Annotated in this window: 12 protein-coding genes; 9 read left to right on the forward strand and 3 right to left on the reverse strand. The window is 45.4% G+C overall.

Annotated elements, in window-relative coordinates; all coding sequences use genetic code 11:
- The first annotated feature begins 63 nt into the window (after positions 1-63).
- The 9 genes from atpE (at position 64) to prsR (ending at position 9493) form a co-directional block, all read left to right on the forward strand.
- Positions 64-303, forward strand: coding sequence for a F0F1 ATP synthase subunit C (gene atpE / locus YC6258_RS03240; RefSeq protein ID WP_044615776.1), 240 nt, complete (start codon positions 64-66; stop codon positions 301-303).
- A 54-nt stretch (positions 304-357) separates the two neighbouring features.
- Positions 358-828 carry a F0F1 ATP synthase subunit B gene (locus YC6258_RS03245; protein WP_044615777.1) on the forward strand — a complete coding sequence of 157 codons (471 nt, stop codon included), beginning with the start codon at positions 358-360 and terminating at the stop codon, positions 826-828.
- Positions 829-838: 10 nt separating this feature from the next.
- Positions 839-1372, forward strand: coding sequence for a F0F1 ATP synthase subunit delta (locus YC6258_RS03250; protein ID WP_044615778.1), 534 nt, complete (start codon positions 839-841; stop codon positions 1370-1372).
- Between the two features lie 12 nt (positions 1373-1384).
- Positions 1385-2929, forward strand: coding sequence for a F0F1 ATP synthase subunit alpha (gene atpA, locus YC6258_RS03255; RefSeq protein ID WP_044615779.1), 1545 nt, complete (start codon positions 1385-1387; stop codon positions 2927-2929).
- 50 nt (positions 2930-2979) lie between these two features.
- Positions 2980-3843 (forward strand): F0F1 ATP synthase subunit gamma, encoded by an 864-nt coding sequence (atpG, locus tag YC6258_RS03260; RefSeq protein WP_044615780.1) that lies wholly within the window; start codon positions 2980-2982, stop codon positions 3841-3843.
- Positions 3844-3895: 52 nt separating this feature from the next.
- The gene (gene atpD / locus YC6258_RS03265) at positions 3896-5302 is read left to right on the forward strand and encodes a F0F1 ATP synthase subunit beta (protein ID WP_044615781.1); all 1407 of its coding nucleotides are present in this window, start codon (positions 3896-3898) and stop codon (positions 5300-5302) included.
- Between the two features lie 13 nt (positions 5303-5315).
- Positions 5316-5738 carry a F0F1 ATP synthase subunit epsilon gene (locus YC6258_RS03270; protein ID WP_044615782.1) on the forward strand — a complete coding sequence of 141 codons (423 nt, stop codon included), beginning with the start codon at positions 5316-5318 and terminating at the stop codon, positions 5736-5738.
- Between the two features lie 343 nt (positions 5739-6081).
- Positions 6082-8142, forward strand: a complete 2061-nt coding sequence (gene prsK, locus YC6258_RS03275; protein WP_044615783.1) for an XrtA/PEP-CTERM system histidine kinase PrsK — start codon at positions 6082-6084, stop codon at positions 8140-8142.
- Positions 8143-8149: 7 nt separating this feature from the next.
- The gene (prsR, locus tag YC6258_RS03280) at positions 8150-9493 is read left to right on the forward strand and encodes a PEP-CTERM-box response regulator transcription factor (protein WP_044615784.1); all 1344 of its coding nucleotides are present in this window, start codon (positions 8150-8152) and stop codon (positions 9491-9493) included.
- 119 nt (positions 9494-9612) lie between these two features.
- On the opposite strand, the gene YC6258_RS03285 is transcribed toward prsR, so the two are convergent.
- The 3 genes from YC6258_RS03285 to YC6258_RS26960 form a co-directional block, all read right to left on the reverse strand.
- Positions 9613-10974: an undecaprenyl-phosphate glucose phosphotransferase gene (locus tag YC6258_RS03285; protein WP_052830026.1), complete on the reverse strand. Its 1362-nt coding sequence runs from the start codon at positions 10972-10974 to the stop codon at positions 9613-9615.
- A gap of 68 nt (positions 10975-11042) precedes the next feature.
- Positions 11043-12023 (reverse strand): TauD/TfdA family dioxygenase, encoded by a 981-nt coding sequence (locus tag YC6258_RS03290; protein ID WP_044615786.1) that lies wholly within the window; start codon positions 12021-12023, stop codon positions 11043-11045.
- An 88-nt stretch (positions 12024-12111) separates the two neighbouring features.
- Complete coding sequence (locus tag YC6258_RS26960; protein WP_052830027.1) at positions 12112-15219, reverse strand: phosphopantetheine-binding protein; 3108 nt, start codon at positions 15217-15219, stop codon at positions 12112-12114.
- Positions 15220-15403 lie beyond the last annotated feature (184 nt).

Below are 15403 nucleotides of genomic sequence, written 5' to 3' on the forward strand. Positions count from 1 at the left end.
GTCTTTGAAACCTTTGAACATCAGAAACTTAAACTTTAATTTTCTAACTTAGGAGAGAGAAAAATGGCTCTGACTTTTATTGCAGCAGCAATCATGATCGGCCTGGGCGCTTTGGGTGCCGCAATTGGTATGGGTGTTTTAGGTGGCAAGCTACTTGAAGGTGTTGCTCGTCAACCTGAACTGGGTCCTATGCTGCAAGGTCGTTTCTTCCTGGCCGTTGGTCTGGTTGACGCGATTCCTATGATCGGTGTTGGTATTGCCATGTACCTGATTTTCGCCGTTGCTCCGGGTATGGCTGGCTAATCTCCATTCGGAGTAAGACATTATTTTGTTTAACCGAATCCGTGAGGTATAGCCGTGAACATTAATCTGACACTGATTGGTCAGCTCCTGTCGTTTGCGGTATTCGTCTGGTTTTGCGCCAAGTATGTATGGCCTCCTCTTGTGAAGGCTATGGATGCACGCCAGGCTAAGATTGCCGATGGTCTTAATGCTGCTGATCGTGCAGCAAAAGATCTTGAGCTGGCTCAAGAAAGAGCTGCCCAGCAACTGCGTGAAGCCAAAGAACAGGCTGCGACTATTGTTGATCAGGCGAATAAACGTTCAGCACAGATTGTTGCTGAGGCTCAGAAAGAGGCTCAACAGGAAGCAGAGCGTATTCGCAGATCTGCCGAAGCCGAAATTGAGCAGGAAGCCATCCGGGCACGTGAAGAATTACGCCAACGGGTCTCCGAACTTGCTTTGTCTGGTGCACAGAAGATTTTGCAATCCACTGTGGATGCCAAGAAACATAGCGAACTGCTTGAAAAACTAGCAGCGGAACTCTAAGGGAGGTGCCATGGCTGAAGTAAATACACTGGCTCGCCCCTATGCCAAAGCGGCATTTGAGGCGGCTCAAGCGGCCAAAACACTTGAACAATGGTCTGAATCGCTGGCAACACTCAGTGCAGTTACTCAGCAGGAAAAAGTCCTTGAACTGATCTCCAATCCATCCCTGACCGCCAGTCAGAAAGCACAGGTGATACAGGGTGTTTGCGGAGAAGAAACGAAGGTCATCTCAACACTGATTACGACTCTGGCTGAAAACAGACGCCTGGAATTGTGTCCCGGAATTGCGGCACTGTTCGAGGAGTTTAAAGCCGAACTGGAAAAAAGCGTTGAAGTACAGGTGACCAGCGCGTTTGAGTTGACCGCAGATCAGGAAAAATCTCTGACTGAGAAACTGACAACTAAATTGGGTCGTGACGTGAAGTTAGTCACTTCAGTGGATAATTCGATTATCGGTGGTGTCATTATTCGAACCAACGATATGGTTATCGACGGCTCTGTGACTGGCAAGCTCGCGAAGCTGGCCGAAGCAATGTATTCCTAAGAGGAAGCAGGCATGCAGCAACTGAATCCTTCAGAAATTAGCGAAATTATCAGAAAGCGCATCGAAGGCGTTGATGTCGCATCTGAAGCAAAAAATGAAGGTACTATCGTTTCCGTAACTGATGGTATCGTACGTATTCATGGTCTTGCCGACGTTATGTATGGTGAGATGATTGAATTTGAAGGGGGTCTTTATGGTATGGCCCTTAACCTTGAGCGTGACTCTGTTGGTGCCGTAGTCCTAGGTGACTATTTGGGAATCCAGGAGGGCCAGAAAGCCAAATGTACTGGTCGGATCCTGGAAGTACCGATTGGAACAGAAATGCTTGGTCGGGTTGTGGACGCTCTAGGTAATCCGATTGATGGTAAGGGTGACATCAATGCATCAATGACAGATGCCATTGAGAAAGTTGCTCCTGGCGTTATTGCCCGGCAATCAGTCGATCAACCGGTACAGACTGGTTATAAAGCAGTGGATGCCATGGTTCCAATCGGTCGGGGTCAGCGTGAGTTGATCATCGGTGACCGTCAGACTGGTAAAACCGCTTTGGCAGTTGATGCCATTATCAACCAGAAAGGCAAAGGTATTAAGTGTATCTATGTTGCGATCGGTCAGAAACAATCGACGATTGCCAACGTAGTACGCAAGTTGGAAGAGCATGATGCCATGGCCCATACCATCGTGGTCGCAGCATCAGCTTCTGAACCTGCTTCGATGCAGTTTCTGGCACCTTATTCCGGATGTACCATGGGAGAATACTTCCGTGATCGTGGTGAAGATGCCCTGATTATCTATGATGACCTGTCCAAACAGGCTGTAGCATATCGCCAGATTTCTTTGTTGCTACGTCGTCCGCCAGGTCGTGAAGCCTATCCGGGTGATGTGTTCTATTTGCACTCCCGTTTGCTGGAACGTGCTGCAAGGGTTAATGCAGATTACGTTGAGGCTTTCACTAATGGTGCAGTAAAAGGTAAGACCGGTTCTCTAACCGCATTGCCGATCATTGAAACTCAGGCTGGTGACGTATCTGCCTTCGTACCAACCAACGTAATTTCAATTACCGATGGTCAGATCTTCCTTGAAACCAACCTGTTCAACTCGGGTATTCGCCCGGCGATGAACGCGGGTATTTCGGTTTCCCGGGTAGGTGGTGCAGCTCAGACCAAACTGATGTCCAAACTGTCTGGCGGTATTCGTACTGCTCTTGCACAGTATCGTGAACTGGCGGCTTTTGCTCAGTTTGCTTCGGACCTGGATGAGGCGACCAAAGCTCAGTTGAATCATGGTATCCGTGTCACCGAACTGATGAAGCAACGGCAATATGCACCTATGTCTATTGCTGAAATGGCATCGTCTATTTTCGCGGCTAACAATGGTTACCTGAAAGATGTTGAGCCCCATAAAGTGGGTGACTTTGAAAGTGCCCTTCATTCATATCTGCATGCTGAGCATGGAGATTTTATGAAGGAAATGGTTGAAACAGGAGCTTTCAATGACGATGTCGTTGCCAAGCTGAAAGCCGCACTGGATAAGTTTGTAGAAACTCAATCCTGGTAATCTGAAGGTGCTGTGCTTTGGCACAGCATGATCCAAGCTGAGGAATAGATATGGCAGCCGGAAAAGAGATTCGCTCTCAGATCGGAAGCATTAAAAATACGCAGAAAATTACCAACGCCATGGAAATGGTGGCGACCAGTAAAATGCGTAAAGCTCAGGATCGGATGAAAGCCAGTAAGCCTTACTCTGACAAAATCAGAAATGTAATTGGTCACCTGGCAAACGCAAACCCTGAATATCACCCATTGTATATGCAGGAGCGGGAAATCAGGAAAGTAGGATACATCATCGTATCCACTGATAGAGGACTCTGTGGAGGCCTCAATATCAACGCTTTCAAAAAAGTGGTTCTCGACATGCAGACTTGGGCACATAAATCCATTGGTGTGGAAGTGTGTGCTGTGGGTGCCAAGGGTGCAGGTTATTTCAACGGCATAGGTACTTCAGTGGTTGCCAATATCAGCCATTTGGGGGATCAGCCTGAAGTTGGAGACCTGATCGGAGGAGTCAAGATCATGTTGGATAAATACGCCAACGGTGAAATTGACCGCTTGATTCTGGTGTACAACGAGTTTGTAAATACCATGACTCAGGCTCCGGTGTTGCGTCAGCTACTGCCACTTGAGGCAGAAGATGATGGCAACATGCGTAAACACATCTGGGACTATATGTATGAGCCCGATGCGCGGGAATTACTGGATGGTTTGATAGCCCGTTACCTTGAGTCTCAGGTTTATCAGGCAGTTATCGAGAATGCCGCCTGCGAGCAGGCAGCGCGAATGATGGCGATGAAAGCCGCCACCGATAACGCTGGTGAACTGATCAAGCAGTTGCAGCTGGTTTACAACAAAGCCCGGCAGGCCGCGATTACTCAGGAGATTTCTGAGATCGTTGGCGGAGCCGCCGCTGTTTAGGGTTATTAACTGATTTTTAAGCTTATTTGCGGATTTTTAGAGGACACAAATCATGAGTAGCGGAAAGATCGTACAGATCATTGGCGCCGTGATTGACGTGGAATTCCCGCGTGATTCGGTACCAAAAGTATACGATGCGCTGACTGTTGAAGGTTATGAACTCACTCTTGAGGTTCAACAGCAGCTGGGTGATGGTGTGGTTCGTACCATTGCCATGGGTGCGTCTGATGGCGTTAAACGTGGTGTTGCCGTCAGCAATACCGGTAAGGCTATTGCAGTACCCGTTGGAAAAGAAACCCTGGGACGTATTATGGACGTTCTGGGTAACCCAATCGACGAGCGTGGCCCGATTGGTGAACAAGAACGTTCTGTGATTCACCGTAAAGCGCCAAGTTATGCGGAGCAGGCGCATACCACTGAACTCCTGGAAACCGGTATTAAGGTTATCGACCTTATTTGTCCGTTTGCCAAAGGTGGTAAAGTGGGTCTGTTCGGTGGTGCAGGTGTGGGTAAAACTGTAAACATGCTCGAGCTGATCAATAACATTGCGACAGAACACAGTGGTTTGTCTGTATTCGCCGGTGTGGGCGAGCGGACTCGTGAAGGTAACGACTTCTACCACGAGATGTCAGATGCCAAAGTTATTCGTCTGGACAACCTGGCAGAATCCAAAGTGGCCATGGTTTATGGTCAGATGAACGAACCACCAGGAAACAGACTTCGTGTGGCGCTGACTGGTTTGACCATGGCGGAGAAATTCCGTGATGAAGGCCGTGACGTGCTGTTCTTTGTGGATAACATTTATCGTTATACCCTGGCAGGAACAGAAGTATCTGCTCTGTTGGGTCGTATGCCTTCTGCGGTGGGTTATCAGCCAACTCTGGCAGAAGAAATGGGTGTTCTACAGGAACGTATTACGTCTACTAAAGTGGGTTCCATTACATCTGTGCAGGCCGTATATGTACCCGCGGATGACTTGACTGACCCATCTCCAGCGACCACATTCGCTCACTTGGATGCGACTGTGGTATTGGATCGTAATATTGCTGCATTGGGTATTTATCCTGCGGTTAACCCGCTGGACTCCACTTCCCGCCAGTTGGATCCTTTGGTTATCGGTCAGGAACACTATGAAGTGGCCCGTGAGGTTCAGGCAACTTTGCAGCGTTATAACGAGCTGAAAGATATTATTGCGATTCTGGGTATGGACGAACTGTCAGAAGATGACAAATTGTTGGTTGCCCGTGCACGTAAGATTCAGCGCTTCCTGTCTCAGCCTTTCCATGTGGCAGAGGTATTCACAGGATCACCAGGTCGTTATGTTTCACTGAAAGACACCATTGCCGGCTTCTCAGGTATTCTGAAAGGGGAATATGATCATATTCCTGAACAGGATTTCTACATGAAAGGTGGCATTGAAGAAGTTCTGGAAGCTTACGCCAAACGTAGCAAAGCTTAAGCGGAGGTAAATCATGGCTATCACTGTCCACTGCGACATCGTGAGTGCTCACGACCAGATCTTTTCTGGTCTCGTATCATCTCTGCAAGCCAGAGGGGTTATGGGTGAGCTGGGTATTATGCCCGGTCATGCTCCCTTGCTGACTTCACTGGTTCCTGGTCCTGTTCGTATTACCAAGCAAAACGGAGATGTGGAAGTTGTCTACGTCTCTGGTGGGTACCTGGAAGTACAACCTAATATTGTCACGGTTCTGGCGGACACCGCTTTACGGGCCAGCGATATTGATGAAGCTCAGGCTTTGGAAGCAAAACATGCTGCCGAGAAAGAACTGGCTCAACATCAGGCGGATGAGCAATTTGCCCAAATTGCTATCAAGCTTGCCAAAGCAGTTGGTCAGATCAAGGTATTGGAAGAAATGCGAGCCAAGCATAAATAACCAGTCTATGTTCACAAAAAGCAGCGGAGTATCGCTGCTTTTTTTTGCCTGACAAAATGTCTGTGTTGCAGGTAAGAATGGTGGAGTCCGCGGCAATAGGGAAATCAGGCTCAATAAATGGGAGCCTTAGAGCACTTTATAAAAAAGTTAGCCGGGTACAAAATAACCGAAGTATTTCCTCATCGGCGATGTGAAATGTTCATAGCCGTGTCTGTCTGTAAGGCTTTACCATAATCACAGGGATCGGGTGCCGACATATTTCCCTTGTGAGCCTACAGAGGCTTTGTTTAAATAATGATAACTATAATATTCTTTCTAAATTCATAATTGCCAAGGATGACCTATGCAGGCCAACTCTATTTCAGTTGTCGCTTATGGTTTTGCTGATGGTTTAGCAATATTCCTGTTGTGCATCTTTTTAGTGTACTCGCTCAAAGACAGGATATACCTATACCTTGCCATGGCCTGTGCTATGACGGCTGTCTGGCTATTTGGAATTGTTCAGATCTACAGCCTTAATATTTGGGATACACAAGTCAGGCTTTCTCTGGAATTGGCGAGAAATCTAGTCTGGACTTTCGTGATTTTGCGATTATTGAGCCCTAGTCTGGGCAGCTTGCTGACTCACAAAATTTACCTGCCCATATTATTGTTATCAATTCTCGCATGGGTGTTGATCACATTTGCCCGTAAGTGGTTCCCAAACTATGGCAACATCGTGACAGCATTGTTGCTCATTTTCTCCAACATTATTGCGGTTCTGGGTGCAGAACAGCTTTATAAAGCCTCCAGAAAGAGCCGGCTGAATAAAATTCTGGCCATGATTCTGGCAGTAATGTTTTCGTTCGATATATATATGTTTACCCATTCCGCCCTGGTGGGACATATCAGTGTGGTAAATCTTCAGGCCAGAGGGGCTATTGCTGTCGTCATGCTAACCCTGATTGCCAGCGCAGTGGCGTTATTTCGGGGTAGCGCGGGTGAGAGTTCAAAGATCTCTTTTTCGAATGAATCGATTTTCTACTCTTCGTCTCTGGCTTTAATTGGCTTTCTGATTCTGATCCTGATCTTGGCTGGCTATTACATTGAATTGACCGATACATCGTGGGGACTGGTGTTCTACTCATTGGGTTGTTCGGGTTCCTTAATCATTATTTTATCGCTATATCTGTCCGGTACGGTTAGATCACGCTTTTATGAATCGATAAACCGTCACCTGTTTGGCCATAAATATGACTATCGCAAGGAGTGGATTAAGGTTATAGACCGCCTGTCCAATTCAGAATCCGGAAAAGGGTCATATGAAAAAGTTTCGTTTGAGTTACTGTCGTCAGTGTTTCGTTCACCGGCTGGAGTGGTCTGGGTACTTAATAACAATCGATTTGAACCGGCTTATACTAATATTGGCACTTTGCTGAAGAACCTGCCCAGGTTTACCAAGGACGAAAAATTCCTGCAGACCATGTATGAAAAAGATTGGGTTTTCACGCTCTCAGGGAAAGTGAATAACCGCCAGGATCTATTACTACATCAAGTACCCAAAAGTATTTTTCAAATCCGTGAAGCTTGGATTATTGTCCCATATCTGTCGTCCAATGAGTTGGTAGGCTTCTGCCTGCTCACTCAACCTGCTTTTATTACCAATGTCACCTGGGAAGATCTGGACCTGCTAAAAACAATAGGTCGTCAGGTAGCAAACTATATCAAGCTCTATCAGCAGGACGTGGTGCTCAAGGAAAACTCTCAACTGACAGCCTTCACCCGTTTTACGGCTTTCATTGTGCATGATTTGAACAATGTGATTGCACAGCAGGCGTTGTTACTGAAAAACGCCGAAAAACATAAAACCAATCCGGCGTTTATCGACGATATGATCATGACTGTGGAAAACTCTGTCCAGAGAATGACCAACCTGCTTGATAAACTACAGCACGAGGAAAATGAGTCCAGCCTGGAAATATCCCTGATACAGGTATTGCTGGCAGCAGTGGAGCGAAATTTGAAATATCTTCCGGAACCTGCGCTAAAGGTTGATGGTGATGATCTGAAGATTGTCGCAGATAAAGAAAAATTGACGATGGCACTATCGCACTTGATTAGAAACGCACAGGATTCTACTGATGACAATGGATTTGTGAATGTCACCATGAACGTTGATAATGAATTGGAGTGGGCCACAATATTGATTGAGGATAATGGTAAAGGAATGACCCAGGAGTTTATGGATAACAAACTATTCCGCCCATTTGAAACGACCAAGATCGGCCAAGGGATGGGGCTGGGAGCCTACCTGACAAAGCAGTATGTTAACCAGCTGGATGGTCACCTGGATGTCGAGAGCACTCCCGGCAAAGGCACCACCTTCACAATCCGCTTGAAAGGCAAAGTAACCACAACCGAATGAGTCAACTATGAGCGAAGCCAGATATCTGTTAATTGTAGAAGATGACGCTGGATTACAAAGCCAGTTTAAATGGAGCTTTGAAGATTATTCTGTGTTGATTGCAGCCAATCGAACAGATGCGGTGAATATGGTTCGACAGTATGAACCTAAAGTGGTCTTGCAGGACCTGGGTCTGCCTCCGGATGAAGATGGTGTGTCTGAAGGAATGCTGTGCATTGCCGACATTTTATCCATTTACCCGGAAACTAAAATTATCGTATTGACGGGCAAAAACCAGCACGAAAATGCTATCCGGGCGATCGGTAATGGCGCTTATGATTTCTACAACAAACCAATCGATATCGACACTCTCAACTTCGTTGTTGATCGTGCCTATAAAATATATGGTCTGGAGCAAAAGAACCGTAGTCTGCTTAATGACATGTCCTATGGGATGGACGGTGTCATTACCAGTGATCCGGAAATGCTACGTGTTTGCCGCATGGCAGAGCGTATCGCACCATCGGATGTCACCTGCACTATTTTGGGTGAAAGTGGCACTGGTAAGGAGGTGATGGCGCGTGCGATTCATAATAAAAGCGATCGGGCCGATAAGCGCTTCGTAGCGATTAATTGTGCAGCAGTACCCGAAAACCTCATGGAAAGTGAGCTGTTTGGTTATGAAAAAGGAGCGTTTACGGGGGCAGTGAAGCAAACTGAGGGTAAGTTTGAGTCGGCCAATAAAGGGACGCTGTTTTTGGATGAGATTGGTGACATGCCCCTCTCTTTGCAGGCAAAACTATTGCGATTTCTGCAGGAACGGGTGATTGAGCGAGTCGGTGGGCGGCGAGAAATACCTATTAATGTCAGAATTATCTGTGCGACTAACAAGAATCTGGACGAAATGGTAAAAGAAGGTACTTTTCGGGAAGATCTCTTTTATCGTATTACTGAGATGGTATTGCATTTGCCCAGGTTGAGTGAGCGTGATGCGGATAAAGCATTGCTGGCGCGCTATTTCCTGAATCGTTATGTCACCGCCAACAATCTGAATGTGAATGGTTTTACTGAAGATGCCATTCATGCGATCAATAACTACGATTGGCCAGGTAATATTCGTGAGCTGGAAAATAAAATAAAGCGCGCAGTAATCATGGCAGAAGGGAAGCAAGTGACCGCTGATGATCTGGGTTTGAGAATAAATGGAACCAAGAGTCTGATTCTGAAAGACGTGAGAATGCGTGCTGAGCGCAGCGCTATTCTTGAAGCTCTCAGCCTGACTAATGGTAATGTAAGTTCGGCTGCCAAGTTATTGGGAGTGACTCGTCCCACTCTTTACGATCTCAGTAAGAAATATGAGATCAGTTTTTAATAGTGTTTCATGAGTAAACAACGGCCACTCTTTTGAGCACAAGTATCCAGTGAATACTAACCCAGCATGGCTCTATGCCGGGTCGAACGAAAAAGGCGCTTTGGCGCCGATTATATTATTTAGTAAGCCCGGTCATTAAACAGTGTAAACACCGTTTTCACCAAGATGTAGATATCCATGGCAACTGACCAGTTGTTGATATACTCCAAATCATGTTCCACACGCTTGCGCATCAGTTCAAGATCCTCTGTTTCGCCACGAAAACCCCGAACCTGGGCAAGTCCGGTGATACCGGGTTTAATCCGATGGCGGCTCAGATAAGACGTGATCATGGCAGAGTATTCCTGATTATGTTGCACCGCGTGTGGTCGTGGCCCTACCATGGACATTGATCCAAACAACACATTAAAAATCTGAGGCAGTTCATCAATACTGGTTCTGCGAATGAACTTTCCTACCCTGGTAACCCTGGGGTCGTCTTTGGTTGCCTGCTTGACCTTATCTGGATCTGGTTGGTTCACATACATACTCCTGAACTTCCAGATCATAAACTCCTTACCATCCCAACCGGTACGACTTTGTTTAAAGATAATTGGTCCAGGAGAATTGATTTTTACAGCGATTGCTGTCCCGATAAGAATCGGAGAGGCAAGAATAATGGCGACCACTGCGAGGATCTTGTCTTCTATCTCCTTCATCAAGTAGTGCGTTCCCAGTAGAGGAGTCTCAGACAGGGTTAATATTGGAATGCCCGCAAATTCTTTTACGCTGTGATTGATTAGCTGCAATGCAAAAATATTGGGTGCCCAATGTATATCGACATTGAGGTCCAGTAGCTTGAAATACACATCCTTAATCATTGGAGATGATTCCAGCGACACCGCAAAGTACACACTTCGGATATCATTCTGTCTTACAATCTGTTCGATATCTTCCAGCTTGCCGATAACTTTTTTTCGCTCGTCTTCAGAGAGATTATCGCCTGGCTCTGCTGGAGTGGAGATCAGGCCAACAACCCTCTCAGGAATCCAGGGATTTTGGTTAATGCGCTCATGAACGTAGAAAGCAAGCTGTCCCGTTCCTACAACGATACTTTTTGCAGTAGAAGCTTTACGGGTCCGTACGTGAAAGGCTCTGAATCCCAAATGAGCAATGACCTGACCAATGAAGCCATAAAAAAACAACTGAAAAATGATTACTTGAGAATATGCATGGGAAATCTGAATTTGATTTTGCAGCAGATAAATGATGCTGAGCAGAACCATAAACGTCAGGCCCCAGGATTTTGCCAAAGACAGGACCTTTCCTGTTGCACTGGAGTGGCGCCGATATACACCCAGTAAATCATAAAAGAAGGCCATTGTGATCAGTAGGGTCAGGCCAAACAGCAAGTCAATGCTGGTGAAATACCCTCGGTTTATCACTGCAATGAGATATAGCAGGACCACAATGATCACGCCGTCTATTAAGGACTGAAACATTGTTGACAACGAGTTTCGTCTTTGCAGTAAGCGAGTTTTTCTTGAATGAACCAAAATCCGTTTTCCTGTTAAAAAGTTTTAATCGAGCTGTAATCAATATGCTCTGTCATAGTCACTAATATATTACGTTCTCCTTTAAAAGGCTGTCGACCATGTGCCAATAACATATTATCTATTAAAATAACGTCTTTCTTTTTCCAGGGAAATAACACGGAGTGTTTCTGGTACAGTTCCCTGAGTGTCAAAATCACCTCTTCTTCAATCGCCTCTCCATCGCCATAAAACGTATTGTAAGGTAATCCATCCTGGCCAAAATTGGATAAAAAGAATTCTTTTATTTCTGGCTCAAGAGAGTGGACATTAAAGAATGTGCCATGATTAAACCAGCACTTATCACCAGTCAGCGGGTGTTCGAGGATAGTATTGCGCACGTACTTTAGAGTTGGAGTACCATCTGCATTCCACGTTAAATCCTCTATATAATTTTTCTTACAATACCCTTCCAGTTCCTTCTCATTACTTACATCAAACGCTTTTTTCCAGGGGATGCCCATGTTGTTACTGAAGCGCCGGACATACATTAGCTTCTTGCGTTCAAATTTTTCTCTAATTTCCACGGGAAGGTCACGATAGATCGCCCGGCAATCAGATAGTGGGGTTTCTCCGCCTTCGGTGGGAGGAACGTCACAATAAAAGAAAAGATTATAAGGCCAGGTTCCTGAATACGATTTTTCATTGTGAAAAAAAATGGTCCGATCATTTTTGTACTTGGTGGAGGTGGAAGTATGCCCCTGAACATGGTCTCGTGGAGACGTTGCCTCAAGGTAAGGAACCCAGTCTCCAGAGGTGGACGCTGCTGCAAAGGCCTCAAAATCATCGATGCCATTGATATCAAAACCACGGAACAATATCGCACCATACTGGTTCAATAATGCTCTGATTTCCGTTTTGGATGTGTTCGCCCACTCAATAATATTTTCATTGCCAGAGTCTGACGAAACGAGTAATGGGAATTTATTGTTTTCCAACAACGATTTCTGAATAGCCATGTTCTTCCTTCCTTTTGAGACATTGTCACGCTTCAAAAACTATTGATATCAAAAGCTTTTTATCTGTATCGCCTTTCCTTATTGAGCTTTAAGAGATGCTTCCGAACTGTACCTGATACAACCGTTTAACCATATAAGCCACCGCAGTAAAAAATAGAATAATAGTCAATGGAAAGGCTCCAGGTACCCTCATCGCAGTTAGCAGATCTTTGAGTGGCATCACCAGCTCATGTGCAATGAATATTGGAAATGCTAATACCCCGACAACGACAAGGACTTTAATAAATGTATCAAACCACCCGTGGGTATGTTGGCTGGTGGCGTATCGGTAGACTCCTGTTATACCAATAATGACAACGCCCAGATAGAATGGCCAAGTCCATAGAAACATGCCCTTTGGCCAAATAAACCAAAACGAAAACTGTCCCTGCTCATAAGACAGGATGACTGCAAGGCCAATGAGCAGTAAACCAGCCATGCCAAATAATTTTAGACTTCCTTCTCTGACTATGGTGTTTCTGATCCAGTTGCCAACTGCCGCACCCAACATTACACCAGCAGACATTTCAAAATAATTGTATTTGGCAGTTAGTAATAAAATGAAAGGCTGAATAAGGGGGTTATTTGATGGTGAGATCTGTATCGCATCGATTACAAGATGTGTCGTATAAAAGAGTAGAGCGGCTATTAAACAAGAATAACTGAAGTTCAGTTTCCAGGTCAGTGCTCTTAACCAGATGGGTAGACTTAAAACAGCAAAGAAATAATAAGTGAGTACGCTCCAGAAAGCATTAGAGACTACGAGTCCATCGATATCGGCTCCTTCTGCAAGGTTGGAAATGATTTTTAGTGCTGCATAAACAGTAATTCCACTACCTAGCAATATTGCGTTTCGAAAAGCCACAGGAGTAACTGACTGAGGGTTTTTCTGGTATCTCGGGAAAAAGAAAAAACCAATGCCTGCTCCAAAGACCATTGCAAAACCAGGTGTTCCGGAACTGTACAATGGAGCCAGATATTTATTGAAATGAGCGAACACGGCAGGCAGCCGGTCAATAATGCCAGGCATCCAGTGTGCTGTAACATTTAGCAACACGAGCAACCCGCGCACCATATTCAAAGCTTGGCTGCCGGCTGCCAGTGGAATTTTTCGAGATGGAGTATTTGGTTCCTGCTCTGAACGTAGTGCTATTGTACTGGCAGCAGCAGGTTCATCGGAACTTCTGACAATGTCATTAATACTGTGTCCTTCAAAGATACGTCGGCATATATCTTTTGGGATACCCGCTTTCTCCATTTTCATGGTGACAGTAATTGCAGAGAGAGAATCTCCTCCAAGCTCAAAGAAGGAGTCATGGATGCTGATTGGGTTAATTTTCAGAGTTTCTTCCCAGATTTGCACCAGTTGTTTAGTTTTCTCTGTCAACGCATTTGAGGCGTCACTGGACTGATCCATATTAGAAACAATCTGCGCAATAGAAAGCCCCTCGAAAATTTTACGACAAACTTCTTTTGGGATGCCGGCCTTTTCCATTCTCATGGTAACGCTGATGGCCGAAAGTGAATCGCCTCCCAAGTCGAAAAAACTATCATTCATACTGATCGGGTGGATCTTAAGAACATCCTCCCAAATAGCAATTAACTGAGAGATTTTGTTGGCTAATAATGGGCTTTGAGTGCTTTTAAAATGCTGGCAGATCTGGGCTATTGTGAGGCCTTCAAAAATCTTTCGACAAATATCTTTTGGAATGCCGGCCTTTTCCATTTTCATGGTAACGGTTATGGCAGATAGAGAATCCCCGCCTAGATCGAAAAAACTGTCATTCAAGCTGATGGGGCTGATTTTCAGAACGTTTTCCCAGATATCCACTAGCTTGTCGGCAATGGAATCAGGCGATGCCTGTTTTGCCTCAGTATTTGCAGATTTAGTGGAGAGCGATTCATTGCTTTGGTACTGTTCTGATAGTTTTTTACGCTGTATCTTGCCAGTATCTGTCATTGGAAATGACTTGCAGGGCATTATTTTTAGAGTTTTACCTGCATTGAATCCGTGTTTCAACATAACACGGTTCGAGACTTCCCTTAATTGTTCGACATCAATATTGGTGTCGGACAAATATGAGACCAATGGTTGTTCGCCCCGTAATGAGTCGGGAATTTTGCTGATCGCTATTCCGCGGCGAGCTTGCAACTCTGTCAAAATATCTTGCTCGAGTGCTTCCGGAAATAACTTAACACCACCACAATTTATAAGATCGTCAGCTCTACCTTCATAGTAAATATAACCATTTTCAATGCGTCCCTGGTCACTGGTGGTAAACCACCCATCATCGTCCACCAGCCTTTGTTCCAGCGTGTCTTTGATCTGTCCGCTAGCCAGGTGAGGGCCTCGAATTCTGATTTGTCCGTTACCACCGACGGCTACTTCCACACCATCATAAGCTTTTCCCACAGATTCAAGTTCTTCGCCTTCGGTTTCATGTATTTTCAGAAAGCTACTGCGAGATGCCTCTGTAAGGCCATAATGCTGGATGATTCTGGCTTTAGGAAACAGGGCTTTAAGTTGCTCTTTTTCAGCACGGCTCATGTACTGACTGCCGATTTCTATCCAGAGGACTTTCTCACCAATACCGAGAAACAGTTCCTGGGACTGGAGTAAAATCCGCCAGAGTGTTGGTACTGCTGAAATTGCATTGATTTTATCCCGTTGGAGCATTTCAGCAATTTCAGAAGGATTGAAGCCATTAGGAGGGATATAGAACTTACCGCCGGCTTGACTCACTACGCGACATCGGCCAAACCCGAAGGAATAGTTAACTGGAACACCAATATACTCCCTGATACTGGAATCTATTGCCATGATAGATGTAAGACGTTCAGTAGTATTGGCTAGCGCACCATAAGATAGCAGGATAGCTTTGGGCTTGCCTTCTGTTCCGGACGTGAACAATACCTGGGCAATGTCCTGCGACCGTTCCTGCATGTTGGGATAGTTCAGGTCGCTGACCCAGCCGGTATCGTCTTCAGGTGTCAGTATTTGTGATATACCTAACATATCGCAACGTTCCCTGTCGTTTTCATCTCGGAGGTTTACAACCACAGAGCCTTTGGAAAACGCACTAAAAACACCTTTGACGTAGCTGATTGAGCTTCTCGAAACAATTCCTAATATTTCGCGGTCAGCGCTGAAATTCATATGGGGTCCTTTTGTGTTACAAGCGATACATCATGTCGGGTCATGTAAATTATGATCGGAAACAGGATGACACTATCTTACTCCTGACGCACTAGTAAATAATGTTAAAGAAACTGGCTTACCAAGTACATCAAAAAGCATGCTGCGCCATAACAAACAATCGAACGGAGCCCGCGTTCATTAT

The sequence above is a fragment of the Gynuella sunshinyii YC6258 genome (assembly GCF_000940805.1).
In the GTDB taxonomy this organism is placed as follows: domain Bacteria; phylum Pseudomonadota; class Gammaproteobacteria; order Pseudomonadales; family Natronospirillaceae; genus Gynuella; species Gynuella sunshinyii.